Annotated in this window: 23 protein-coding genes; 9 read left to right on the top strand and 14 right to left on the bottom strand. The window is 64.1% G+C overall.

Annotation, left to right across the window (positions count from 1 at the left end; genetic code table 11):
- Window positions 1-188: 188 nt before the first annotated feature.
- From P9230_RS25680 to P9230_RS25665, 4 genes are all read right to left on the bottom strand, one after another.
- Entirely contained in the window at window positions 189-1,961 is a 1,773-nt protein-coding gene (locus P9230_RS25680; protein WP_278121031.1) for an ABC transporter ATP-binding protein, read from the bottom strand.
- Window positions 1,958-2,983: a glycosyltransferase gene (locus P9230_RS25675; protein WP_095824628.1), complete on the bottom strand. Its 1,026-nt coding sequence runs from the start codon at window positions 2,981-2,983 to the stop codon at window positions 1,958-1,960. The genes P9230_RS25680 and P9230_RS25675 overlap by 4 nt, the downstream gene beginning before the upstream one ends.
- A 112-nt stretch (window positions 2,984-3,095) precedes the next feature.
- A complete protein-coding gene (locus tag P9230_RS25670; protein WP_095824683.1) occupies window positions 3,096-4,208 on the bottom strand; it encodes a glycosyltransferase in 1,113 nt (370 codons plus the stop codon).
- The gene (locus P9230_RS25665) at window positions 4,208-5,359 is read right to left on the bottom strand and encodes an acyltransferase (RefSeq protein WP_095824627.1); all 1,152 of its coding nucleotides are present in this window, start codon (window positions 5,357-5,359) and stop codon (window positions 4,208-4,210) included. The genes P9230_RS25670 and P9230_RS25665 overlap by 1 nt, the downstream gene beginning before the upstream one ends.
- 581 nt (window positions 5,360-5,940) lie before the next feature.
- Between P9230_RS25665 and P9230_RS25660 the strand changes: the two genes are divergently transcribed.
- From P9230_RS25660 to P9230_RS25650, 3 genes are all read left to right on the top strand, one after another.
- Window positions 5,941-6,828 carry a DMT family transporter gene (locus tag P9230_RS25660; RefSeq protein ID WP_127216810.1) on the top strand — a complete coding sequence of 296 codons (888 nt, stop codon included), beginning with the start codon at window positions 5,941-5,943 and terminating at the stop codon, window positions 6,826-6,828.
- A 311-nt stretch (window positions 6,829-7,139) separates the two neighbouring features.
- Window positions 7,140-7,646: a hypothetical protein gene (locus P9230_RS25655; protein WP_067321952.1), complete on the top strand. Its 507-nt coding sequence runs from the start codon at window positions 7,140-7,142 to the stop codon at window positions 7,644-7,646.
- A gap of 592 nt (window positions 7,647-8,238) precedes the next feature.
- The gene (locus P9230_RS25650; RefSeq protein ID WP_278056937.1) at window positions 8,239-8,715 is read left to right on the top strand and encodes a hypothetical protein; all 477 of its coding nucleotides are present in this window, start codon (window positions 8,239-8,241) and stop codon (window positions 8,713-8,715) included.
- A 182-nt stretch (window positions 8,716-8,897) separates the two neighbouring features.
- Here P9230_RS25650 and P9230_RS25645 read toward each other — a convergent pair whose 3' ends face one another.
- Both P9230_RS25645 and P9230_RS25640 read right to left on the bottom strand, forming a co-directional pair.
- On the bottom strand, window positions 8,898-9,542 hold the full coding sequence (locus tag P9230_RS25645) for a response regulator transcription factor (RefSeq protein ID WP_066992920.1): 645 nt from the start codon (window positions 9,540-9,542) through the stop codon (window positions 8,898-8,900).
- Window positions 9,539-10,939: a sensor histidine kinase gene (locus P9230_RS25640; RefSeq protein ID WP_067321944.1), complete on the bottom strand. Its 1,401-nt coding sequence runs from the start codon at window positions 10,937-10,939 to the stop codon at window positions 9,539-9,541. The genes P9230_RS25645 and P9230_RS25640 overlap by 4 nt, the downstream gene beginning before the upstream one ends.
- 557 nt (window positions 10,940-11,496) lie before the next feature.
- Between P9230_RS25640 and P9230_RS25635 the strand changes: the two genes are divergently transcribed.
- Complete coding sequence (locus P9230_RS25635; protein ID WP_095778960.1) at window positions 11,497-11,679, top strand: hypothetical protein; 183 nt, start codon at window positions 11,497-11,499, stop codon at window positions 11,677-11,679.
- 15 nt (window positions 11,680-11,694) lie between these two features.
- Here P9230_RS25635 and P9230_RS25630 read toward each other — a convergent pair whose 3' ends face one another.
- Together P9230_RS25630 and P9230_RS25625 are read right to left on the bottom strand one after the other, a co-directional pair.
- Window positions 11,695-11,853 carry a hypothetical protein gene (locus P9230_RS25630; protein WP_164748230.1) on the bottom strand — a complete coding sequence of 53 codons (159 nt, stop codon included), beginning with the start codon at window positions 11,851-11,853 and terminating at the stop codon, window positions 11,695-11,697.
- 493 nt (window positions 11,854-12,346) lie between these two features.
- Entirely contained in the window at window positions 12,347-12,484 is a 138-nt protein-coding gene (locus P9230_RS25625) for a hypothetical protein (RefSeq protein WP_156751036.1), read from the bottom strand.
- A gap of 42 nt (window positions 12,485-12,526) precedes the next feature.
- Between P9230_RS25625 and P9230_RS25620 the strand changes: the two genes are divergently transcribed.
- Genes P9230_RS25620 through arsC form a run of 3 tightly spaced genes read left to right on the top strand, consistent with a single transcriptional unit; the run spans window position 12,527 to window position 13,979 of the window.
- Window positions 12,527-12,877 (top strand): metalloregulator ArsR/SmtB family transcription factor, encoded by a 351-nt coding sequence (locus tag P9230_RS25620; RefSeq protein WP_067321941.1) that lies wholly within the window; start codon window positions 12,527-12,529, stop codon window positions 12,875-12,877.
- Entirely contained in the window at window positions 12,874-13,572 is a 699-nt protein-coding gene (locus tag P9230_RS25615) for an MIP/aquaporin family protein (RefSeq protein ID WP_278086761.1), read from the top strand. The genes P9230_RS25620 and P9230_RS25615 overlap by 4 nt, the downstream gene beginning before the upstream one ends.
- The gene (arsC, locus tag P9230_RS25610; protein ID WP_278121030.1) at window positions 13,569-13,979 is read left to right on the top strand and encodes an arsenate reductase (glutaredoxin); all 411 of its coding nucleotides are present in this window, start codon (window positions 13,569-13,571) and stop codon (window positions 13,977-13,979) included. Before P9230_RS25615 ends, arsC begins: the two co-directional genes overlap by 4 nt.
- 177 nt (window positions 13,980-14,156) lie before the next feature.
- Here the strand turns inward: arsC and P9230_RS25605 are convergent, their stop codons facing one another.
- Window positions 14,157-14,339, bottom strand: coding sequence for a hypothetical protein (locus P9230_RS25605; protein WP_067321930.1), 183 nt, complete (start codon window positions 14,337-14,339; stop codon window positions 14,157-14,159).
- A 204-nt stretch (window positions 14,340-14,543) separates the two neighbouring features.
- On the opposite strand from P9230_RS25605, the gene P9230_RS25600 reads away from it, so the two are divergent.
- Together P9230_RS25600 and P9230_RS25595 are read left to right on the top strand one after the other, a co-directional pair.
- Window positions 14,544-14,693 (top strand): hypothetical protein, encoded by a 150-nt coding sequence (locus P9230_RS25600; RefSeq protein WP_095778956.1) that lies wholly within the window; start codon window positions 14,544-14,546, stop codon window positions 14,691-14,693.
- A 166-nt stretch (window positions 14,694-14,859) separates the two neighbouring features.
- Window positions 14,860-15,144, top strand: coding sequence for a PilZ domain-containing protein (locus P9230_RS25595; protein ID WP_278121029.1), 285 nt, complete (start codon window positions 14,860-14,862; stop codon window positions 15,142-15,144).
- Between the two features lie 131 nt (window positions 15,145-15,275).
- Here the strand turns inward: P9230_RS25595 and P9230_RS25590 are convergent, their stop codons facing one another.
- The 5 genes from P9230_RS25590 to P9230_RS25570 form a co-directional block, all read right to left on the bottom strand.
- Window positions 15,276-15,560: a photosystem reaction center subunit H gene (locus P9230_RS25590; protein WP_095778953.1), complete on the bottom strand. Its 285-nt coding sequence runs from the start codon at window positions 15,558-15,560 to the stop codon at window positions 15,276-15,278.
- 99 nt (window positions 15,561-15,659) lie between these two features.
- Window positions 15,660-15,983 carry a DUF2934 domain-containing protein gene (locus tag P9230_RS25585; protein WP_067321922.1) on the bottom strand — a complete coding sequence of 108 codons (324 nt, stop codon included), beginning with the start codon at window positions 15,981-15,983 and terminating at the stop codon, window positions 15,660-15,662.
- Window positions 15,984-16,086: 103 nt separating this feature from the next.
- Window positions 16,087-17,196 (bottom strand): mandelate racemase/muconate lactonizing enzyme family protein, encoded by a 1,110-nt coding sequence (locus P9230_RS25580; protein WP_278121028.1) that lies wholly within the window; start codon window positions 17,194-17,196, stop codon window positions 16,087-16,089.
- Entirely contained in the window at window positions 17,196-19,634 is a 2,439-nt protein-coding gene (locus P9230_RS25575) for an FAD-dependent oxidoreductase (RefSeq protein ID WP_278121027.1), read from the bottom strand. Before P9230_RS25575 ends, P9230_RS25580 begins: the two co-directional genes overlap by 1 nt.
- A 148-nt stretch (window positions 19,635-19,782) precedes the next feature.
- Window positions 19,783-20,781 carry a L,D-transpeptidase gene (locus P9230_RS25570; RefSeq protein ID WP_278121026.1) on the bottom strand — a complete coding sequence of 333 codons (999 nt, stop codon included), beginning with the start codon at window positions 20,779-20,781 and terminating at the stop codon, window positions 19,783-19,785.
- Between the last annotated feature and the right edge of the window lie 307 nt (window positions 20,782-21,088).

The following is a 21,088-nucleotide window of genomic DNA, read 5'->3' as shown; positions in this document are numbered from 1 at the left end:
GACATCTCCCCCGCAAGGGCCCGCAAGGGGGAGATCAGATGTCGTCGCCGCTTTCGCCAACTTCCGACGGAGCATGAAGAGCGCGGCAGCCGGAGCTGCCAATCTCCCCCCTTGCGGGGGAGATGCCCGGCAGGGCAGAGGGGGGTGTCTCGCGCCAACCTTCGCCACTTCCCTCGCAAAGAAAGCCCTCACTCCGGCTGGTACAGCTCATCCATGCTGCGCGCCGCCAGTTCCGCGAACGGCGCCTGCTTCTTCACCCGCCCATGCTCCAGGATCACCAGGTCGTCGCAGAACGCGATGGTCGAGTGGTGATGGCTGATGACGATCGTGGTGCGGCGGCCGGCGCGCGATTTCAGCGTTTCCACGATTGCCGCTTCCGAGAGCCCGTCCACCGCATTTGTGGCTTCGTCGAGGATCAAAATGTCGGGGTCGCGCAGCAGCGCTCGCGCCAGCGCGATGCGCTGCCTTTGCCCGGCCGACAGGTTGACGCCGCGATAGCCGACCACCGTCTGGTAGGCCTGCGGCAGTGTCTCGATGAAGCCATGCGCCTCGGCGAGCTTGGCCGCGCGGCGCGCCTCTTCCGCGCTGGCCGTGTCCTTGCCGTAGGTGATGTTGTCGAGGATGGTGCCGTCGACCAGCTCCAGCTCCTGGCTGGCCAAAGCGATGTGCGCCCGCCATTGGGCCGGGTCGATCTCGCCGAGCGGCGCGCCGTCGACGAGGATGCGGCCGCCATCGGGCTCGACGAAGCGGCAGAGCAGGTTGACGATGGTCGTCTTGCCGGCGCCGGAGCGGCCGATCAGCGCCGTCGAGCGGCCGCTCACGATGTCGAAGCTCGCCGCATGCAGCACCGCCGCGCGCTGCTCCTCATTGGCATAGCTGAAGCTGACGCCCTCGAAGGCGATCTTCTCGCCGAGTCCCGCGAACGGGCGGCTGCCCGTGGGCGGCGCGGGCTTGCCCTCGGGGTCGAGCAGCCAGCTCACCTCCTCCAGCGAGCCGGAAAGCCCCTGCAGCTGGCTCCAGGTCATCTGCAGCGCGCGCACATGCGGCTGCAGGCGGTAAAGCAGGATGAGGAAGGCGGCGACCAGCGGGAAGCTCAAGCCGGCAAGCCAGGCGCCGATCACCACCGCCAGGAACAGCACGGCGTGCAGCACTTCGGTGAGCGGCGCCAGCGCGCCCTGGCGTTTAGAAAGCGTGAAGGCCGCCCGCCGCACGCTGTCCGATGCCTTCTCGAACGCCGCCTTCTCGCGCGCCTCCTGGCCGAAGATGCGGATGAGACGGCCGGCATGCACCAGGTGCAGCATCTGCGAGGCTAAAGCGCTGTTGCGGGCCGCGACGCTGCGGCTCGGGCCCTTGAGATGGGCCGACAGCACCATATGTGCCGCTTGCACCAGCGCCAGGCCGAGCATCACCAGCAGCGTCATCTGCCAGGATAAGAGCAGCAGGAAGGCAAGCAGGATAACCGCCGCCGAGGCGCTGACGATCGCGCCCAGCACCCCTTGCATGGCGTCCGACGCCCGCCAGGATTCGTTGGAGATGATGTTGAGCAGCCGCCCTGGGCTCTCCTTCAGGAAGAACGGATAGCCGACGCTGAGCAGGCGTTCGGCGAGCGCGCCGCGGATCGATTGACCGGCCTTGCCGTAGATATGCGCGGTCAGCACCGCATTGGCGAAGGCAAGCAGGTTCTTGAGCAGGATCGAGCCGAGGATCGCGGCCGAAATCGCGATCAGCCGCTCGCGCTCGCCGAGCCCGGCGCCGACCTTCTGCAGCAGGGCGGAGAGTCCGGCCATGCCGGTCGCCTCGCCATGTCCCATGATGATGCCGAGCAGCGGAATGATCAGCCCGATGCCGAAGCCTTCGAGCGCAGCACTGGCAAGCCCGAGCGCGACCACGACGGGCAGCAGGCCGAGCTGACGGCGGCCGAGCGCCCGCCGCAGCATCGCCAGTGTCGGGTGCCCGCTCATGGCGTGCCGGCCTCCGCACTGGCCTCGGCCGCATCCTCAGCGCGCCGCGGCTGCCGATCGGGCCGCCCCGCCAGCACGAGCGCCATGAATTTCGCCGCGCCCGCGAGGTTCATCAAAACGATCGGCCAGTGCGAGAGCCTGAGATCCTGGTCGAAGCGCGGGCCGCCGATCAGCTCGCGCGTGGCGGCACGCGCCGCCCAGTAGAAATGGCGAAGCAGCCATGGCGCCCAGCGGAAATGCTTGAGACACAGCGCGCCATTGCCGAAATGATAGTCGCGGTGCAGCCGATCGATCGCCTTGCGGCCACGCCGGCCGTGGTGATGGAAGATCGTCATGTCGGGCACATATTCCACCGCCATGCCGGCGAGCATGGCGCGCACCAGGTAGTCGGTGTCTTCCGCCGAGCGCAGCGGCCCGCCGGCGCCGAAGCGTTCGTCGAAGGGGCCGATGCGAGCGGCGACGTCGCGATGCATGGTCATGTTGCAGCCGAGCACGAAGCCGCCCGGATGCACGGCGGGCGTCAGCCGCTGGCGCTCGTCGCAGCGCTTGATGGTGAAGGGCAGGTCGCGCGCATCGCCGAGTTCGACGCGGCCGCCGCGGATCAGCCATTTCTCACCGCTTGCATAATGCCGTTGGAGGTCGGCGAGGTAGTTGCGGTCGAGCCTGCAGTCGTCGTCGTTGAAGACCAGCACGTGCCCGCGCGCCCGCGCCAGCCCCGCATTGCGCGCCGCCGCCAGCCCGGGCCGCGGCTCTGAGATCGCCGTAAGTGGAATGTCGGAGCTCGCGGCGATCCGGGAAAGATATTCCGCCGTGCCGTCGCGCGAGCCGTTGTCGACCACCACCAGTTCGGCGGCGAAGGCGGGATGCGCAAGACAGGCGGCACGGATCGAATCGATGCAGGCTTCCAGCACCGCCGCGCGGTCACGCGTGCAGACGATGAAGGAGACCTGCGGCCGCTGCCTGGGCCAGGGAGGCGCGGGCAGGGCCGGGTGCCGCGGCAGGGGATGGCGCGCGTCGTTCATGGAGAGGGCTCAGCGCTGAGGCTGCTGACCTCCCTGCTTGTGAGGGGAGATTGGCTGTCGCGCCGGCTTTCGCCGATTTCCACCGCCGGCGAGTGGACGCGGCCAAAGCTGCTCATGCCGCCTCCATCCTGTAAGGCGCCAGCACCGATGCCGCCGGCGTGGATTTGAAGCGGTAGGCGAGCCTGTCGGCCTGCTTGCCGGCCCACATCGAAGCCTGGCTGAGCCACGGTGCCCAGGCCCCGGGGCGCAACGCATATTGCTCGCGGCGGCGGATCGCGTTCCATTTCGCGGAAAGCGTCAAAAGCTCATGCGTCAGCGCGGGTTGCTCCTCGTCGTTGACGAGCTGGTAGAGGAAATAGAAGAGGTTGAGCGCGCCGGCCTCGAAGCTCGGGCGCACCGCCGCGGGCAGCGCGGTAATCCGCTCTTCCAGCGCGCGGATGAAGGCTGCTACCCCGGCCACCGTCGCGAAGGAGACTTGATCGCCGATCGCGCGCAGGTCCTTGGTATCGTCTGTCAGACCCTCGCGCTCGAGGTTTTCGCCCACGATCCTGAGATGTGTGCGCCGCATCTCCTTCACATGCCGGCTGGTCACGCTGCCGGAATGCACGCGGTAGACCAGCAGGCTCTCCTCCATCAGGGCCGCCGGATAACGGTCGGCGAGCCGGCGGAAGAGGTCGAAATCCTCGGCATGCCGGTAGGCGGCGTCGTAATGAAGGTCGGCCTCGCCGATCACCCGGCGGTTGTAGACCACGGTCGGGTGCATGAAGATCGTGAAGAATTTCGCGAGCACGGCAAGGTCGAGGCGGAACACCGGGTCGAGCCTGCCGGGCGCGATACGCCCACGCACCAGCATGTCGACGATCGAGCCGCAGAAGCCGATCTCGGGACGCGTTGCAAACAGCGCCGCCTGGCGCGACAGCCGCCAGGGATAGGCGAAGTCGTCGGCGTCCATGCGCGCGACGAGCTCGCCTTGCGCGCTCGCCAACCCCTCATTGAGGGTGGCGACGAGACCGCGGTTCTCGCGCGAAACAATGGATACGCGGCTGTCCGCCTTGCGGCAGCGGTCGAGGATCTCCAGCGACCGGTCGGTCGAACCGTCGTCGATGGCGATGATCTCGAGCCGGCTGTAATCCTGCCGCAGGATCGATTGGATTGCAGCGCCGACATAGGGCTCGGCATTGTAGACCGGCAGCAGCACGGAGATGAGGGGAGTGGCGCTTGCCATCATCGTCGCGCCTCGGTTTGCTGCAGGTCCAGCGCGGATACCCCGGCCGGCGGGCCGACCCAACTTGTCTCGCCCGCGATGCCCGCGCGCGGCCGCGCGACATAGGGGAAATAGCGCTTGAGACTGTTGAGCGGCTTTTCGAACAGCGCCCAGGAGAGCGAGGCGACAAGCAGCGTGGCGGCGCCTGCGACAAGGAAGCGGCCAGGCCCTTGCTCCGACACGTTGAGCGGGATCCAGGGCTGCGCCTTGACGGCGTAGGCGAGAAGGATCGGGTGGTAGAGATAGACGCCGTAGCTGATGCGGCCGAGGAAAAGCAGCGGCGGCAGTTCGGACAGCTTGCCGAGCCTGCCGCCGAGGCCGTTGGAGCAGGCGGCGACAATCGCCACCAGCGGCACCAGCGGCAGCACCTGCACCAGCGCCCAGTGCGCCCACTCCCATCCCGAGTTCGCCGGTCCCGGATCGGACCAGACGACGAGCAGGAAAACGGCCGCGAAAGCCGGCCAGCCGAGCCGCATCCAGCGCGGCACATCGGCGCCCCTGGCGCGGCGCACGGCAAGCAGGGCGCCGCAGCCAAGCGCGTCCATCGAGGCCGGCGGCAACAGGTCCCGGGCGAGCGCCGGGTTGGCGGTGAGCGGCCAGTAGAAGCGGTAGGCGAACGAGAAGAGGATGACGCCGATCGTGATCGCCTCGATACGCCGGCGCGGCGCCAGAAGCACGATCAGCGGCCAAGCGAGATAGAACTGCTCCTCGATGCTGAGGCTCCAGAAATGGCAGAGCAGCCAGGGGTTCCAGTCGTTGCGCAGCGCATACCAGAAGTTCGAGAGATAAAGCGCATGCCAGGCAAGCGACGAGCTGGACTGTTCCAGATTGGTGAGCCAGACCAGGGCCAGCACCGCGAAATAAGGCGGAAAAATTCGGATCACGCGCCTGGCATAGAAGGCGCGCAGGGCCGGCCCGGAAGCGAATGCGTTGCTGTCACGCGCGTCAAGCAAAAGCCGGGTGATCAGGAAGCCGGAGAGCACGAAGAACAGCCGCACGCCGAGATGGCCGAGGAAGGAGGTGCCGTTCGGCGCAAGGAAATGCGCGTAAAGCACCAGCGTGACGGCTACAGCTCGCACTGCATCAAGCTGGATGTCGCGCTGACCTGTCATTGGCGGGGTCCCCAGGCTCCGTCGTAAGATCCTGCGCTGGACCTGCAAAGCACGCCGACTCCGCCTGTCGACGAATCTTCGTCCGGGGCGAGAGTGCCGTCCTTGGCTGTCAGCGGAATGCCCATTCGGCTCAACGTAGCGGCATCCTCCACTGCCCATGTTGGTTAACATCTGTCTCCGCTTATGTTGCGGCGCAACACACAATGCTTACGAGTTTGAAATAAAGCTGTGATTTGGAGGGTTGCAGACGACAGTTGACTTGGGAAGTTTGGCCTATGGTCCTATATGGTGATGGTCGGTTGGTCTGATTTTTGAAGTATTTATCGCTACGGATGCTGTGACGCATTGCGACAACCGTAGCGGGTGTTTTGGCGATATTGACAGTAACACTCCATTTAGCCAAAGACTATTCAAATCGCGTTGTGAAAAGTATATTGAATTTCAAAGTCTTGTGCGGCGCAGCAATCCAGTTGCGAGACTTGAAGGGCCTGTCCCAGCATCCGGTCCCCCGTTGCCTCACGACAGGGGCAACGCCAGTCTCTATCGCCGCCTCGGGCCGGGGCGCGGGGGGTGGAGGAGAAGTGACGTCGACGCCGAGTGCAAAACCGCAGGCGCAGCTGGGAGCCTTGCCCGTCCTCGGCCTGCTTGGTGCCATCCTTTCGGTGCAGGTTGGCGCGGCCTTCGCCAAGGGCCTGTTTCCGGTCCTCGGGCCGGACGGCACAACAATGCTGAGACTCCTCATCGGCGCGCTGATGCTGGCGGCAGTGCTCAGGCCATGGAAAGTGCTGCCGACACGAAAGGGTCTGCCTTGGCTCGCCGTCTATGGCGTCACCGTTTCGGTGATGAACCTGCTCTTCTATGCCGCGCTCGAGCGCATTCCGCTGGGCATCTGCGTGGCGCTCGAATTCACCGGCCCGCTTTTTGTCGCCACACTCGGCTCGCGGCGCCTTCTCGACCTCGTCTGGGTGGTGCTTGCGGTCGCCGGCATCGTGCTGCTCTCGCCGTTCGCCGATATCAGCCGCGGGCTCGATCCGATCGGCGTGCTGCTTGCGCTTGCCGCCGGCGCCTGCTGGGGGCTCTATATCATCTGTGCGCAGAAGGCCGGCGCCGAGCTTGGCGCCCGCACCTCGGCCTATGGCATGGCGATCGCCGCGCTCGTCGCGCTGCCTTTTGGCTTCACCGCAGCCGAACCTTATCTCACCGACTCGCATGTCATGGCGGCCGCGGTCGTCGTCGGGCTGTTCTCCAGCGCGCTGCCCTTCTGGCTGGAGATGATGGTGCTCGCCAGAATGCCGGCGAAAGTCTATGGCATGATCGTCTGCCTGGAACCCGCAGGCGCCGCGCTGACCGGGTTTCTCTTCCTGCACGAGAGCTTGAGCGTTTTGCAATGCGCCGGTATTGGCGCCGTGATTGCCGCCGCGTTCGGCGCGGCCGTAACGGCGAGAGCGCCGGTTCCGTCACCCTGTTAAGGATCAATGCCATATCGCCTGAGGGCGCGGCGGTTTCGGGAGAGCATAGAACAACCACTCGTAGCGCGTTGCGCGAAGCCGTGCACGCGGGTATCCACGCCAGAAAAAGCCGTGCACGCAGCCGTGCCCGATCACATCTGGTGGTTGAGATAGGACTTAGGTCCGACATCGCTGCGAAAAAGGTCTTAAAAAGCGAGACAAGGGTCGTGGGCCACTTCCCCACGACGGGTTGATTAGGGATGCTGATGTTGCGACATTGCCGGTGGGGTAGTTCGGCCGAAGGGTCGGATGGCTGGCAAGGGGAGATTGGGATGCGCGTATCGCGCATGGGCTGCAGGCATGTCTTGCGGGCGCTCGTTGCGCTGGCGCTTGTTGTCGCGCCTTTTCATCTCTCCTTCGACGGTCCTGTCGTGGCCAAGGCCTATGCCGGCAAAGGCGGCAATGGAAACGGCAATGGCGGTGGGAACAGCGGCGGCGGCAACGGTAACGGCAGCGGCGGCGGCAACAGCGGGAACGGGAACGGCAACTCGGGCGGCAACAGCGGAAACAGCAACTCGGGCGGTAACAACGGAAACGGAAACAGCGGCAACAGCAAGGGCGCAACGAACACTGCAGCAACCGGCGATGTCGATGATCATGTGAATGCGGCGACCGGCGACAAGGTCGAGGTCAGTGCCAATAGCATCCAGGTCACGCACCGGAACGGAATGAAGGAGAGCATCGAGAACGGCCGTTTCAGGATGGAGGACAAGTTTGGTCGCACCATCGTCGAGCGCAAGGCCACAGTGGCCGATCTCGATCGCCTAAAGAGTTTGTGAGAGCGAGGTTCTATCTGGATTAGATCTTAAGGGGCCAAAAGCCAGCGCTGCAAAATCAGGTTGCCACCTTTTGCTTCGTCTCTTCGGTCCTGATCGTCTTACGACAGAACTCCCGCTGCTCACCTTGCCCCCGCCTTTTGGCGGGGGTACTTTTTTGGGGCCCTTGAGACGGCTGCCGGATAAGGCGGGCTCTTGGCGCATGCCCCCGCAGTCCGGGAAACAATTCATGCGCAAACCAAAGGATACGGCGCTTTTCCGCCCAGGAGGGCGCATGCGCCGTAGCATGCCGCGGTTCGTTGAGTGTCCGCGCCGTTCTCGCGTGCGACAGTCATAATGAATTGCTAACCGCTTTCCAAGCGATTTTGGTTAACGCGACGGCAGTCGCAGCCTCCAGTTGTGTTCCCGGGTGGTGCGACAATGGTCCCCAAGTGACTGCAAAAAGGTCCGACCGGAGGTGGCATGGGTCGTGGGCCGCTTCCGTAACCTTACCAAAGCGTGAATCTTGTCTGGTCAAGACACCGGTTCCGCCTTGGCGGGCTGAGAGCGGAACTTCGGCAGGCCCGAGGCGGAACCGGCATGAACCAAGGACGGCATGCGCGAACCCGCCTCAAAAAGGTTTGTCCGCCTTACGCTGCGCGCCGCGGCCGCGCTGGCGCTTTTTGCCGCGCCTGGTCATTTCACGTCCAATAGCCTCGCCAAGCTCCTGGTGGCCACCGCTTATGCCGACAACGGCGGCGGCAACGGCAATGGCGGCGGGGGCAACAGCGGCGGCGGAAACGCTGGCGGCAATTCCGGCAACAGCAATGCCGGTGGCGGCAATGCCAATGCCGGTCCTGGCAACAACAGCGGCAAAGGCAACACCAGCCCCGGCGGCAAGGCCGCCAGCCGTGTCAATGCGGCGACGGGCGACATAGTCGAGATCGACGGCAACAGGATCACCATCATCCACCGCAACGGCATGAAGGAAGAGATCGAGAACGGACGCTTCGAGATGAGCGATGCGCAAGGCCGCACCATCGTCGAGCGCCGGGCGACCGAGAAGGATCTGGCCCGTCTGCTAGGCTTGTGAGGGCCGAGAGAAGCTACCCCCTTTTCCCGCGCCTTCGCATGTCACCCCCGCCTTCAGAGGCGGGGGTGATTTGCTTTTGAAGTGACGGTGAATGGTGAATAGGGAACAGTAATCAACGAAACGCACTTCACCGAATGGGAACGCGCCGACGCTTCACCATTCACTGTACTTTCCACTATTCACTAATTCCTCTCTCTCGCTTCATGCATCAGCAGCGCCGCCTCCGTCCGATTGCGCACGTTGAGCTTGGCGAGCACTCGGGTCATGTGGTGCTTGACCGTCTTTTCCTGCAGCGACAGCCGCATCGCGACCTCCTTGTTGCTCAGGCCCTCCGCCACCAGCCCCAGGATCTCGGCCTCGCGGCCGGTGAGCTGGCTGAGCGGGTCGGGCTTGCGGCTGGTGGGCTGCAAGAGATCCGACAGCAGCCGGGCCGAAAGCGTCGGCGAAACGTAGCTCTGGCCGTTGGCGACGTCGCGCAGGATCTCGGCCAGCGACTTGGAGCCGACGCCCTTCAGCACATAGCCCCGCGCGCCCGCCTTCAGCGCCTGGGCGACATCGGCATTGGTCTCGGACACGGTGAGCATGACGATCTTTTGCTCAGGCGCCGCCGAAAGGATGCTGGCCAGCGCATTGAGGCCGCCGCCGGGCATGCTGATGTCGAGCAGCAGCACGTCGGGCGCGCTGGCGCGGACCAGCTTTTCGGCGTCCTCGGCGCTGGCGCCTTCGCCGACAAGCTCGAAGCCGCCGATCTCGCCGAGGCTGCGCGCCACGCCCTCGCGAAACAGCGGATGGTCGTCGACAATAGCGATGCGGATGGGTGCGGTCACGGCTGCTCCTCGACAGACAATGTGATTACCAGTCTCGTTCCTCCCGGCCCCGAAAGCGTCTCGAACTGCCCGCCAATGCTTTCGATACGCTCCCTGAGACCGGCGAGCCCGAGGCCTTCGCTTCGCGCAGGATTGAAGCCCGGGCCGGTGTCCTGTACCTCGACCAGAAGCTTGCCGCCCTTCATCGTGGCTCTCACCTGCTGGCCCTTGCCCTTGCCGTGCCGGAAGGCGTTGTTCAGTCCTTCCTGCACGAAACGATAGATGCTGATCTTCTCCGAGGTGCCGAGTTCCGGCAAGCGCTCCGGCAGCGTCAGCAGCACTTTGGTGTCGGTGCGGCGCTCATGCTCGGCGACCGCCAGCCGCAATATGTCGGCCACTGCCTGCGTCTCGATCTGCGGCAGCACCAGGCCGTTGCAAATGCCGCGTATCTCGCTCATCGCTTCGCCCAGCGTCTTATGGATGCCGGCGATTTCCGCCTCGCGCTGCGGTTTGGGCGTGGCGGGGTCGACCAGCACCGGACTGTCCATTCTGAGCGCGGCAAGCGCCACCAGCTGCGCCGGGCCGTCATGCAGGTCGGCGCCGATGCGCCTCAGGTAGCGTTCGTTGATGGCAGTGGCTCGCCGCGAGGCGCGCTGGACGCGCTGGCGTAGCGACGAGTTCTGCGCCAGCGCCTCCTGCAACTCGGTGACTTTGGCTTCCAGCGCGGCACGCTGCGTCTGGATGGTGCGGCTGCCGCGAAACACGATGCCCGACAGAAGCGCCAGCGAGGCAGCGGTGGCGCCGGCCACCACCAGCCAGGTCCATCTAAGCGCTGAGTTCAGCGTCTCCTGGAAATCGTCGGCGACTTCGTAGAATTCCGACACCGCCACCACTTCGCCCGACCAGGGTTCGCGCACGGGGTTGTAGATCTCGAACAACGGCGCGGTCACCGCTTTCTCTTCGCTGGTCTCAGGATCGTCGGCGAGGTTGTTGAATTCCGCCACGACGTTGCCGGCAAAGGCCGAGATCAGATTGGGGTTGGGCGGAAACGTCTTGCCGATCAGCTTCGAGTTATCAGCGTAAAGCACCGTGCCGTCGCGCCGCCACAGCTTGAATGACACCAGCCTCTTGCCGAGCGCGCCCTGGCCGAGCGTCTCGTCCAGCGCCCGTTTGACCGTGTCGTCGAGCTCGCGGCTCTTGCGCAGGTCCGGCAGCAGCGGCGCGATCACGCTGTCGACATAGAGCGCCGTCGTGGTGGCGGAGTTGTGCATCACGCCTTCGCGGATTTGCGAGGTCACCCAGAGGCCAACCACGAGCATCACCGCCAAAAGCCCGATGCCGCCGGCAATCACAAACTGCCAGGCCAGCGACAGCCCGCTCCAGATTTGCACAAGTCGCTTCAAGGTCTCCCTGAGCATTCGCGCGATTCACCCCACCACGGACAAAGAGTATAGGCCAGCCGCGGCAATTGCGACACCGACCTTGGTCCGGCCTTCAGGCGAGCGGTTAACAGCGCGGCCGTCGAGGCTGCAGAAACCGCTTCCAGGTGCCAAGAACGCCTAGTCCGGCCCCCGGCACAGATGCGGGCGGAACATTAGCAGTTTCTAAGTGTTGAGGTCTTTGCGAGGGCTCCCGAAAGAAACTTCGGCCTATGCCCCCTTGGCAGGCGCGTTTCCTGACCGCTGACATGTGGAGAGGACCATGAACAACATCATCTGGATCGTAGGTGCTATCGTCATCGTGATCGCCATTTTGAGTTTTCTGGGTCTGCGCTGATTCAGTCGGGCCGCTCGTAGCGATGGCGGCGCGAATGAAACGTGCGGCGGCTTGGGGTGGCCTTGGCCATCCGGCTTTTCGGTCGTGCTCGCGGGTATGATCACCGCACTTGTTTTCAGGCGGATGGGCTGGAACGCAAAATAGGGCGACCGCGTTTTGTCTCGCTATGTCGAGGAGTTCTCACCTTCACAAGGCCGAGATGCCAGGCTTGGCCTCGATTGCCGAGGCGGAGCGCCAGGCGCGCGCCGAAAAGAACGCAAGGCTGAGGGATCTTCGTATGCATACATCGTGGCTGGTGCTCGATCCCAACGCGCTTTTCCTGGACGAGATCGACTGCTCGGCGCTGTTCGGTGAAGTGCCTGGGCTAAAAATCGTCGGCTAGGAAAGGCCTCGGCTGTCAGGCCGTCTGAAGCCGTCCGACAGGTGCCCCGCGCGAGATCGCTATAAGCCGCGCAACGGCCAATGGCGCCAAGAACATGAAAACCGTCGTGATGCCGAGGAAGATCGACCAAGCCAGATCGATCACGCTGTGGTCATAGCAGACTGCGAATTCCATGGCGCCTTACCCTTTTATCCACCCGGCTGCGCATCAGGTTGCCACGCATTGGGCCAAGCATGATCCTCATTTTCAAGAAATACAAGAGATCGCTAATTTGGGTAGTGGGTCGGTTTGAAAGTCCACCCCAATCAGAATAGGCGCTTTCGCCTAGGCCCCGTCCGGAAACAGGCGGAAGCGGGCGGCACCGACAAGCGTTGGGAGAAGCGCGATCATCGTTGCGCTTGTCGAAGCCGAGAAGCCAACAGTGCGCCGCCCTTACAAAAAAGCGCGTGACGTAAAAAGAGAAGGGCTCGCGGCGTTTAGGCGCGAGCCCTTTTCCTTGCTTAGAGCGACATTGTTGGGTGTGCTCTGGCGGTCGGATATTCATCACAATCACGGGTTCAGAGGAAGCTGGGGATCATTCACATTCGCTCAATAGAGCGTGATGGACGGGGAGTTTGGCTAACCCGCGATTTCAAACCGGCCCACTATCCTAGTTGGGGTGGAAATTTCACCGGCCGGCCGCGTCGTAACGAAACACCAGCGGCTTGTCTTGGTAATCAGCCAGCGTGTGGAGCAGATCGCCGATGGTCAGGTCCGAGGATCCAATGGAGGAGCGGGGACGATATTTCTTGTCAGGAGTGAGCATGTCGGCTATGCCTCGTTTCAATATTTCAAGGATTGTTGAAACGTGGATGAGCGACAAGCCCTGATGGCCTTTGGTGCGCTGTCGCAGGAAACGCGGCTGAAACTGCTTCGGTTGCTGGTGGTTGCCGGGCCGGACGGCATCGCCGCCGGTTCGCTTGCCGAACAGGTCGAGGTATCTCCGTCCAATGTCAGCTTCCATCTCAAGGAACTGGAGCGCGCCGGCCTGGTCGGCACGCGCCGCGACGCACGCTCGATCGTCTACAGCGCGGAATACGATGCGCTTTCCGCTCTGATCCGCTTCCTGATGGAGGATTGCTGCTCGGGCCGGCCGGAAATCTGCGCGCCGGCGCTCGCCGCCCCGTGCTGCCGGCCGGGCGAGGGGCCCCGGCAATGATCTCTTACGATCTGCCGCGACGTGCCGTTGCTGAAGCCCTGGGCGCCGGCCTGCTGGTGGCAACGGTGGTCGGTTCCGGCATCATGGCGGAGACGCTGACGCATGACACCGCGCTGGCGCTGCTCGCCAACACGCTCGCGACCGGCGCAATGCTGGTGGTGTTGATCACCATCCTCGGACCGATCTCCGGGGCGCATTTCAATCCGGCCGTCTCGCTCGTCTTCTGTTTGAACCGGTCGCTCCCGCCGCGCGATCTGCCTGCCTATCTCGCCGCGCAGTTCGCCGGCGGCATCGCCGGCACGATTGCCGCGCACCTCATGTTCGCCCTGCCGGCCTTGGAAATCGCGACCAAGCTGCGCGCCGGACCGGCGCAATGGTTTTCGGAGATTGTCGCGACATTCGGCCTGGTCGCTGTAATTCTCGCCGGCCTGCGCTTCGAGCGACGGGCTGTGCCATGGCTGGTAGGCCTCTTCATCACCGCCGCCTACTGGTTCACCGCCTCTACGTCGTTCGCCAATCCGGCCGTCGCCGTGGCGCGTGCGCTCACCGACAGCTTTTCCGGCATCAGGCCGGCCGATCTCCCGGGTTTCATCGTCGCCGAACTGCTCGGCGCCTTTATCGCGCTGGCGCTGATGGGATGGCTGCTGCGGCCCGAATCCATCGAGCAATCCGAGCCACTGAAAGCCGAGCCATGACGGTCACCATCTACCACAACCCCGCTTGCGGCACCTCGCGCAACACGCTTTCCATGATCCGCGCCAGCGGTGAGGAGCCGATGGTGATCGAATATCTGAAGGCGCCGCCGAGCCGCGAACGGCTACTCGAATTGATCGCGGCGATGGGCATCACCCCGCGCGACCTGTTGCGGGAGAAAGGCACGCCCTACGCGGAGCTTGGCCTCGCCGATCCGAAATGGAGCGACGACGAGCTGATCGGTTTCATGCTCGCCCATCCGATACTCATCAACCGGCCGATCGTGGAGACGCCCAAGGGCACGAGGCTCTGCCGGCCGTCGGAGGCGGTGCTGCCGCTGCTCGACAACCCCGTGCGCGAATTCATCAAGGAGGATGGCGAGAAGGTTGCCGGGTTGCCGCAAACCTAGAACGCCAGATGCTTCATGAAGTAGATCGAGGCTCGTGGTTTGCGAACGAGTCGACAAAGTGATGGGCACGACACCGACTTCTTGCCAGTTCCTGCATAAGGTCCGCCGCTATCGGAGCTTGGCGATAGATTTGTCGCGCGGCGAACCCGTGGCGGCGATCGCTACGCCCGCAGCCGCTCAGGCGCAGTCCTTCAACTCGACCACCTCGACGCCGAGGCGGAAGGCCTGACCATCGGCATAGGAGCGCGCAAATTGCTCGGCTTCGAAAGGGAAGGTCAGCGTAGTGCCGTAGGCGGTGACGCGCACCGTCCACCTCTGGCCCTTGACGAGTTCAACTCCGTGAAGCTTGGCCGTCGCCATCTCACCCTCCTCCAGTCCGGCATGCTCGCGGACGCAAAGACTAACGCCGCGGAAGTCGTTTGAGTACAAATAATCCGACCCAATCGTGTCGCTGCCGCGTCGATTCCGACATTCGGCGCGGCGCTTCCGTGAAATGGATCACGTTCGCTGCTGGAACCCCGGACAGGTCGAGTGGATTAGACTTACGAGCAGAGGAGGTGTCCCATGATCCGCAAGCTGAAGTCCGGCGACTACCGGCTCTATTCGCGCAAGGTGGATCCGAGGACCGGCAAACGCCGGAATCTCGGTACCTTCAAGTCGCGCGAGGCTGCCGAAAAGCACGAGCGCGAGGTCCAGTATTTCAAGCGGCATTAGCGGCATGCGACAAGCTCGTTCGGTCCGGCGCCGCCTGTGCGGAAACGGGATCGCCGAGTGGGCAGTGATTAGAAAACGCTAACGGAACGGAAACACGTCCGCGCTAGGGTGGTGCGTCGGGCGATTGAGTTTGAGCCCGCCGGGCAAGTTTCGGGACCAGTGCATCATGGCCACCTTTCCCCACTTAGAGCGCCGTCTTCATTCACGAGAATTCGTGCTGAAGGAGGCTACAATCGTCACCGGCGACGCCAGCATCAGGTGCTCCGTCCGTAATCAGCACGAGCATGGCGCCGAACTGCGCGTCGGGCCGCAGGTGGAATTGCCCGACCGTTTCACGCTCATTGTTCCCGATGACGACGCCGTTTATCGGGCCGTGGTGCGCTGGCGCCGCAACGAGCGCGTCGGCGTGCAGGTCTACAGCAATTCAATGAAGGCTGACGGCCTTCGTTAGCCCCGGCAACGGGGCGGAGCGGCGTCGCCGCTTCTCCACCGCCGTCGTCTCGTTGAGCGCGGGGGCCACGTGCAGGCCGCCGAGCGCGACCTGCTGAATGGAGGCCCGGCTCTCGTCGGACCCTCCCGTGCTCAGTCGTGATGCTCGGGCATCGACTTCAGCTGGTCCTTCGTCCATCTGGTCACGGCGTGGACGTCGCCGTCCTCGTCGCGCATGAAATCCAATTGGTTGGCGCTGACGGCGACCGGCTTTGCACCGATGCCGAGGAAGCCGCCGACATCGATGACGACCTGGCTGCCATGCATGTGGTCGACCGAGCCGATCTTTTCGTCGTCCGGGCCGTAGATGGTCGCGCCTTCGAGAATGCTGGGAGTCAATTCGGCGTTTGTCAGCCTCACGTGGTTGGTATGATCCATGACAGGTCTCCTGTGGTTAGACAGGAGGAACTGTCGATGGCAACGAGGGTTCCGCCGACGTCGAATGCCGGCAACGTCGCACGCGTCTGGGTTCCTGACCTACAGCCCTTTCCGTGCCCGGATGCTCCGCGCCGCCTGCTCGATCGCGGCGCGGTCGCTGCCCAGCCTGTCGAGCAACTCCTGCGCTTCTTGGGCCGATATGCCGGTGCGTATCGCAAGCGCCTCGACCGTCAGCACATCCGCGCTGTCGATCTCGCGCGTTCCAGGCAGCGCATCGTCTGCCGTGAGCGGCAGCGCCGCCTCGCGATCGATCTCCATCTCGGCCTGGCGCCAGTGCCGCTCATGGTCGCCATGCAAGCTGCCCTCGCGCTGCCAGAGCTCATAGGCACGCTGTCTGATCTTCTCGGTCCGATCATCATCCATTGCCGTTCCTCCCTTTGCGTGCCACTCAACGCGGGATGAGGCGGAACGATCCCCGAGGCCCAAGAAGTGATCGGCTGGCGCCAGCCAAAAGCCTGGCCGGTGGTCAGGCTCCGTAAGTCGCCAGCGGCTTGCCGAATGTCCCGGCCTCGGGTTTGACGCCCAGGCCCGGCCGCTGCGGCACGGCTATGAAGCCCTTTTCGATCACGACCGGGTTCTTCCGGTCGAAATGCCCGTCGATATATTCCTGGGCGATCCAGGCTCCCTCCATCCGGCGCGGCTCGACCGTGGCAGCAAGATGGACACAGGCCGCCGCGATGATGTCGCCGCCCCAGGCGTCGTCGCAGCTGTGCGGCAGCGAGCGAATGGCGCAAAGGTCGCGCACGGTTGTCATCTTCGTGAGGCCGCCGAGGCGCGTCACCTTGAAGCCGAAGCCGTCGGCGATGCCCATGGAGATCGCTCGCAGCACCGCGTTCTGGTCCTCGGTGCTCTCGTCGAGGTAGACCGGATGCGTCACCCGGCCCTTCAGCGTAGCGACTTCATCCATGGTGTTGCAGGGCTGTTCGAAGACGAAGGGGATCGCCTGGCAAAGCCGGTCGAGATGCATTGCCGACGCGATTGTCAGGCCCCGGTTGCCGTCGACCGCGATGCGCGCCTTGTAGCCGACAGCTTCCCAGACCTTGTGCACGACGGCCACGTCTTCTTCGAGGTTGCGCCCGCCGATCTTCACTTGGAGGCGCGGATAGCCGGCCTTCACCTTGTCGGCGGCGATCCTCGCCGTTTCGTCCGGCGGACCTACGATCAGCGAATAATAGGCCGGCACGCGATCGGTCAGCGCGCCGCCCAGCAGCGTCGAGACCGGCACGCCGAGCTTTTGGCCGAGCAGGTCGAGAAAGGCCATGTCGAACGCGGCCTTGGCATAGCCATGTCCGTTCAGGCGCTCGTCCATCTGTTTCGCAAGCAGTCTGATCGAAGCGATCTCCGCACCGATCAGTCCCGGGGCGATTTCGGCGATCGCCGCGCGAGCGCCCAGCGCATGGTGCGGCTGATAGACCGGTCCGATCGGGCAGGTCTCGCCCCAACCGGTCAAACCGTCTTCGGTCACGATCTCGACAAGCGTCGAGTCCAGCGACTCCACGTCGTCGCTGGCCATGCGGTAGACGCCGCCTTTGACGGGCAGCTGCGCCGAATAGACGTTGATCCGATCGACGCGCATCACATACGCGCCCTGGCCGAGGTCGGATCGTAAGGCGAGTCCGCGATCACCTCGGCGATCTTCCATTCTCCCAAAATGGCGACCTCGAGCTTGGTGCCGGGCTTGCTCAGACGCTCCGGCAGAAGGGCCAGCGCCACGTCATGGCCGAGCGCATAGCCGTAGCCGCCCGACGTAATGCGCCCGACAAGTTCGCCGTCGCTATAAAGGCCCTCGGAGGCAAGCGTGCTCGCGCCGTCGGTTTCGATCTTGAGCGTCACCGACCGGCGCTGGTCGTTCCTCGCCTTGTATTTCAGCACCGCCTCGCGGCCGACGAAATCGCCCTTGTCGAGGCGGATGAAGCGCTCGAGCCCGCTCTCCAGCGCGTTGAGCTCAGGGTTCATGTCGCGATACATGGCGCGATAAGATTTTTCGAGCCTGAGCGACTCCAGCGCATGCAGCCCGACAAGCCGCATGCCGTGCTTCTCGCCCTCTTTGAGGATGGCATCCAGCAGCTGCCGCTGATAGGACAGCGGGTGATAGAGTTCCCAGCCGAGCTCGCCCTCATAGTTGACGCGCAGCAGCCGCACGTCGCTGGCCAGGGCGACGCTGCCGGTCGCCACGCTGAACCACGGGAACTTTTCGTTCGAAAGATCGATCTCGGTTAGCGGCTGCAGCACTTCGCGTGCCTTGGGCCCGACGACGGTGAAGCAGCCGCGATCGTTGGTGACGTTCTTCAGTGATATGCTGCCGTCGGCGGGCAGCAGCCTTGAGAGATCGTCGAAATTCCAGCGCTCGGCGCGCGGCGTCGAGATGAGGTAGAACAGGTCTTCTCGGAGCCGCGCCACCATGTACTCCGCCTGCACGCCGCCGCCCGCAGTGAGGTGATGCGCCAGCGTCACCTTTCCGACCGCCGGCAAGCGATTGGCGATGATCCTGTCCAGCCAGGCGGCCGCGTTCGGTCCGGACACCTCGAACTTGGTCATGGGCGTCATCTCGACCAGGCCGACGGCAGTGCGCACCGCCTGGACTTCCTCGGCCACGAGGTTCCCCTTCGGCGTCCATCGCCAGCTATACTGGTCCTTGGCTTCGACGCCGTCGCGCGCGAACCAATTGGGCATCTCCCAGCCATTGAGCACGCCCCAGACCGCGCCGAGCTCGGTCAGCCTGTCATAGGAAGGCGCGGTCTTCTGCGGCCGGGCGGCGGGCATGTCCTGTCCCGGATATTTCTGCTCCGCATGTGTGCCCCAGGCCTCCCGGACCTTTTCGCGCGTCCAGGCCTTGTTGGCGTAGTCGCCGAAGCGGCGCGGATCGAGATCCGAGGTGTCGAGGCTGTTGCCGCCTTCGACGATCCGTTCCGACAGGTAATAGCCGATCGTGCCGCCCCACAGGATGCCGCCTGGCACGCCTTCGGCTAGCCAGACATTGGGCAGGCTCCAGGCCGGCCCCATCAAGGGAAGCTCGTCCGCGGTCATCTGGAACGGTCCGCGCACATTGGCCTTGATTCCGACGCGCCCCAGCGCCGGCACCAGCTGCAGAGCCTGCTCCCAGTTCCACGACACCGCCTCGAAATCTTCTTCGACGAGGTCGGCGCCGAACCAGGAAGGGACGCCGTCCTCGGCGAACAGTTTCAGGTTCGCCGTGCGCTCGTAAGGCCCGAACATCAGCCCGTCGCCTTCTTCGCGCAGATAGCCCTCGAACCCTTCGTCGCGCAGGATCGGCATTTCGGGGCGGCCCTGCCTTTTCCGCTCGACGATTTCCGGCACCACTTCGGTGATCCAGTACTGATGCAGGATCGGGATCGCCGGGATATCGAGGCCGAGCAGCGCGCCGGTCTGGCGCGCATAATTGCCGGTCGCGGAGATCACGTGCTCGCAGGTGATGTCGCCCTTGTTAGTCTGGACGAGCCATTCGCCGCCGGGCGTGCGCCTGAAGCCGGTGACCTCGGTGTTCAAGTACACCTTGGCACCCAGATCCCGCGCGCCTTTGGCCATGGCGATGGTCACATCGGCCGGCGCGATATGGCCGTCATCGGGATGATAAAGCGCGCCTAGCATGTGGTCGTTGTCGAGCAGCGGCGCCAGCTGCCTCGCTTCGCCCGGCGTCAGCAACTCAGCGCGCATGCCCTGGACGTCGGCCACGCTCATATAACTCTTGAATTCGTCTAGCCGGTCGCGGCTGTTGGCGATGCGCAGCTGGCCGCATTTGTGCCAGCCGACCGGCTGGCCGGTTTCGGCCTCCAGCCGTTCATAGATCTCGATGGTCTTCTTGATCATGCGGCCGACATTGATGTTGCGGGTATAGGACGGGATCAGGCCCGCCGCATGCCAGGTGGAGCCGGCCGTAAGCTGGGTCCGCTCGAGCAGCGCAACGTCGGTCCAGCCGCGCTTGGCCAGGCCGTAAAGGATGCCGGCGCCGACGCATCCTCCGCCGACGATCACCACTCTCGCATGTGCTTGCATCGAACCACCAATTCCAGATCGTTTTCAAAAGCGCGCCGCCGAAGCTACAGGCGACGGAAGGCCGTGTAACGTTCTGAAAAACTAGGGGTAACGATAAATTAGGCTTATGCAGCGATCCCGCCTTGGCGGCTCGCTCCTCCCGGCGTTTTTACTGCGCCTGCCCGTCCTGCGCCGTCTCGTCCTTGAACTCGACTTTCGTGCCCGGCTTGACCATGGCGGCGAGGTCTTCGGCATCCCAGTTGGTCAGCCGGATGCAGCCATGCGAGTAGGTCGTGCCGATCTTGCCGGGATCCGGCGTGCCGTGGATGCCATAGCTTTCGATCGAGAGGTCGATCCAGACCGATCCCACCGGATTGTTCGGTCCCTTGGCGATGGTGAAGGGCCGCTTGCTCTTGACCCCCTTGAAGGCGAATTTCGGATTGTAGTGATAGGTCGGATTGCGCACCACGCGTTTGACCTCCGCGGCGCCGCTCGGCGCCGGCTTTTCCTCGCTGCCGATCGAGGCCGGATAGACCGCAACCGGCTTGCCTGATGGATCGAGCGCGCGGACCTGGCGGGATGCCTTGTCGACCTCGATGGTCTCGATCTCCGCCGGGGCGTCGCCCCGTCCGAGATCGGGCACTACGAGGCTCACATCTGCCTTCCGGAACCCGACGCGCGGGTTTAGCGTCTTCAGCAATTGTTCGCTGATGTGGAAACGCTCGGCCAGCCTCTCGCGCGCGTTGCGATAGCCGAGGCGCTTCAGACGGGCCATCCGCTCCAGGCGGGTGGGAATGCGGCTGGTAAAGGGGCCGCGCACGTCCTTGACCGTGACCTCATATGCCACCAGAACCGGCTCGGCGGAGCTCGCCGTCAGCTTGTCCCAGGTCTCGCGTGTGAGCTTGCCGTCGGAAGCCAGTCCGTTCGCCGCCTGGAACGCCGCCACGGCTTTGGCAAAATTGTCGGAGAGGCGACCGTCGATCAGGCCCGGCGAGAAGCGGGCGCGATCGAGAAGGATCTGCGCCTTGAGAAGCATCGGACTGACGTCCTTCGGCTCGCCCTCGCTGAATTGCGCCTGATTGACCGCGTCGAGGTCAAGCCTCGCCGCCTGAGCTCCGCTGCATGCGAGCGCGAACGCCACGGCAGCGACAACGAAGAGCCGGACCATCGACTTCACTCCCGGGTTACGACAGAAACCTGTCTTTATGACGCGGGCGTGCCGATCTGGTTCCTGTCGCAGCGCCGGCGTGCAAATCATTAGAACGTGCACCTTTGGGCGTACGATCTTGAATTTTATGCCGAAACCAGTTCCCAAGAGCGAAAAATGCTGGCATGATCATATAAGGGCCTATGCATTTTCTGATTAGATGGGCCCTTGCCTGGTGACCGGCGGCTCCCCAACGCCCCCCGCCCATGCCGCCGGTTACTTCATTTGAGGCCTCCTCAGGCAATGCCGTGGCCGACCCCATCCCGGC

Source organism: Mesorhizobium sp. WSM4887, assembly GCF_029625865.1.
GTDB lineage: Bacteria > Pseudomonadota > Alphaproteobacteria > Rhizobiales > Rhizobiaceae > Mesorhizobium.
The sequence above is the reverse complement of the archived record's forward strand: the minus strand, read 5'-3'. Positions and strand labels throughout refer to the sequence as shown.

Bases quoted from the DNA above. Each gene is read 5' to 3' on its own strand.
- P9230_RS25670 (WP_095824683.1), bottom strand. From the start codon at position 4,208: ATGGCAAGCGCCACTCCCCTCATCTCCGTGCTGCTGCCGGTCTACAAT.
- P9230_RS25675 (WP_095824628.1), bottom strand. From the start codon at position 2,983: ATGAACGACGCGCGCCATCCCCTGCCGCGGCACCCGGCCCTGCCCGCG.
- P9230_RS25655 (WP_067321952.1), top strand. From the start codon at position 7,140: ATGCGCGTATCGCGCATGGGCTGCAGGCATGTCTTGCGGGCGCTCGTT.
- P9230_RS25630 (WP_164748230.1), bottom strand. From the start codon at position 11,853: ATGGAATTCGCAGTCTGCTATGACCACAGCGTGATCGATCTGGCTTGG.
- P9230_RS25595 (WP_278121029.1), top strand. From the start codon at position 14,860: ATGGCCACCTTTCCCCACTTAGAGCGCCGTCTTCATTCACGAGAATTC.
- P9230_RS25665 (WP_095824627.1), bottom strand. From the start codon at position 5,359: ATGACAGGTCAGCGCGACATCCAGCTTGATGCAGTGCGAGCTGTAGCC.
- P9230_RS25580 (WP_278121028.1), bottom strand. From the start codon at position 17,196: ATGCGCGTCGATCGGATCAACGTCTATTCGGCGCAGCTGCCCGTCAAA.
- P9230_RS25640 (WP_067321944.1), bottom strand. From the start codon at position 10,939: ATGCTCAGGGAGACCTTGAAGCGACTTGTGCAAATCTGGAGCGGGCTG.
- P9230_RS25650 (WP_278056937.1), top strand. From the start codon at position 8,239: ATGCGCGAACCCGCCTCAAAAAGGTTTGTCCGCCTTACGCTGCGCGCC.
- P9230_RS25605 (WP_067321930.1), bottom strand. From the start codon at position 14,339: ATGGCGACGGCCAAGCTTCACGGAGTTGAACTCGTCAAGGGCCAGAGG.
- P9230_RS25680 (WP_278121031.1), bottom strand. From the start codon at position 1,961: ATGAGCGGGCACCCGACACTGGCGATGCTGCGGCGGGCGCTCGGCCGC.
- P9230_RS25570 (WP_278121026.1), bottom strand. From the start codon at position 20,781: ATGGTCCGGCTCTTCGTTGTCGCTGCCGTGGCGTTCGCGCTCGCATGC.
- P9230_RS25615 (WP_278086761.1), top strand. From the start codon at position 12,874: ATGATCTCTTACGATCTGCCGCGACGTGCCGTTGCTGAAGCCCTGGGC.
- P9230_RS25635 (WP_095778960.1), top strand. From the start codon at position 11,497: ATGCCAGGCTTGGCCTCGATTGCCGAGGCGGAGCGCCAGGCGCGCGCC.
- P9230_RS25575 (WP_278121027.1), bottom strand. From the start codon at position 19,634: ATGCAAGCACATGCGAGAGTGGTGATCGTCGGCGGAGGATGCGTCGGC.
- P9230_RS25590 (WP_095778953.1), bottom strand. From the start codon at position 15,560: ATGGATCATACCAACCACGTGAGGCTGACAAACGCCGAATTGACTCCC.
- P9230_RS25600 (WP_095778956.1), top strand. From the start codon at position 14,544: ATGATCCGCAAGCTGAAGTCCGGCGACTACCGGCTCTATTCGCGCAAG.
- arsC (WP_278121030.1), top strand. From the start codon at position 13,569: ATGACGGTCACCATCTACCACAACCCCGCTTGCGGCACCTCGCGCAAC.
- P9230_RS25585 (WP_067321922.1), bottom strand. From the start codon at position 15,983: ATGGATGATGATCGGACCGAGAAGATCAGACAGCGTGCCTATGAGCTC.
- P9230_RS25625 (WP_156751036.1), bottom strand. From the start codon at position 12,484: ATGCTCACTCCTGACAAGAAATATCGTCCCCGCTCCTCCATTGGATCC.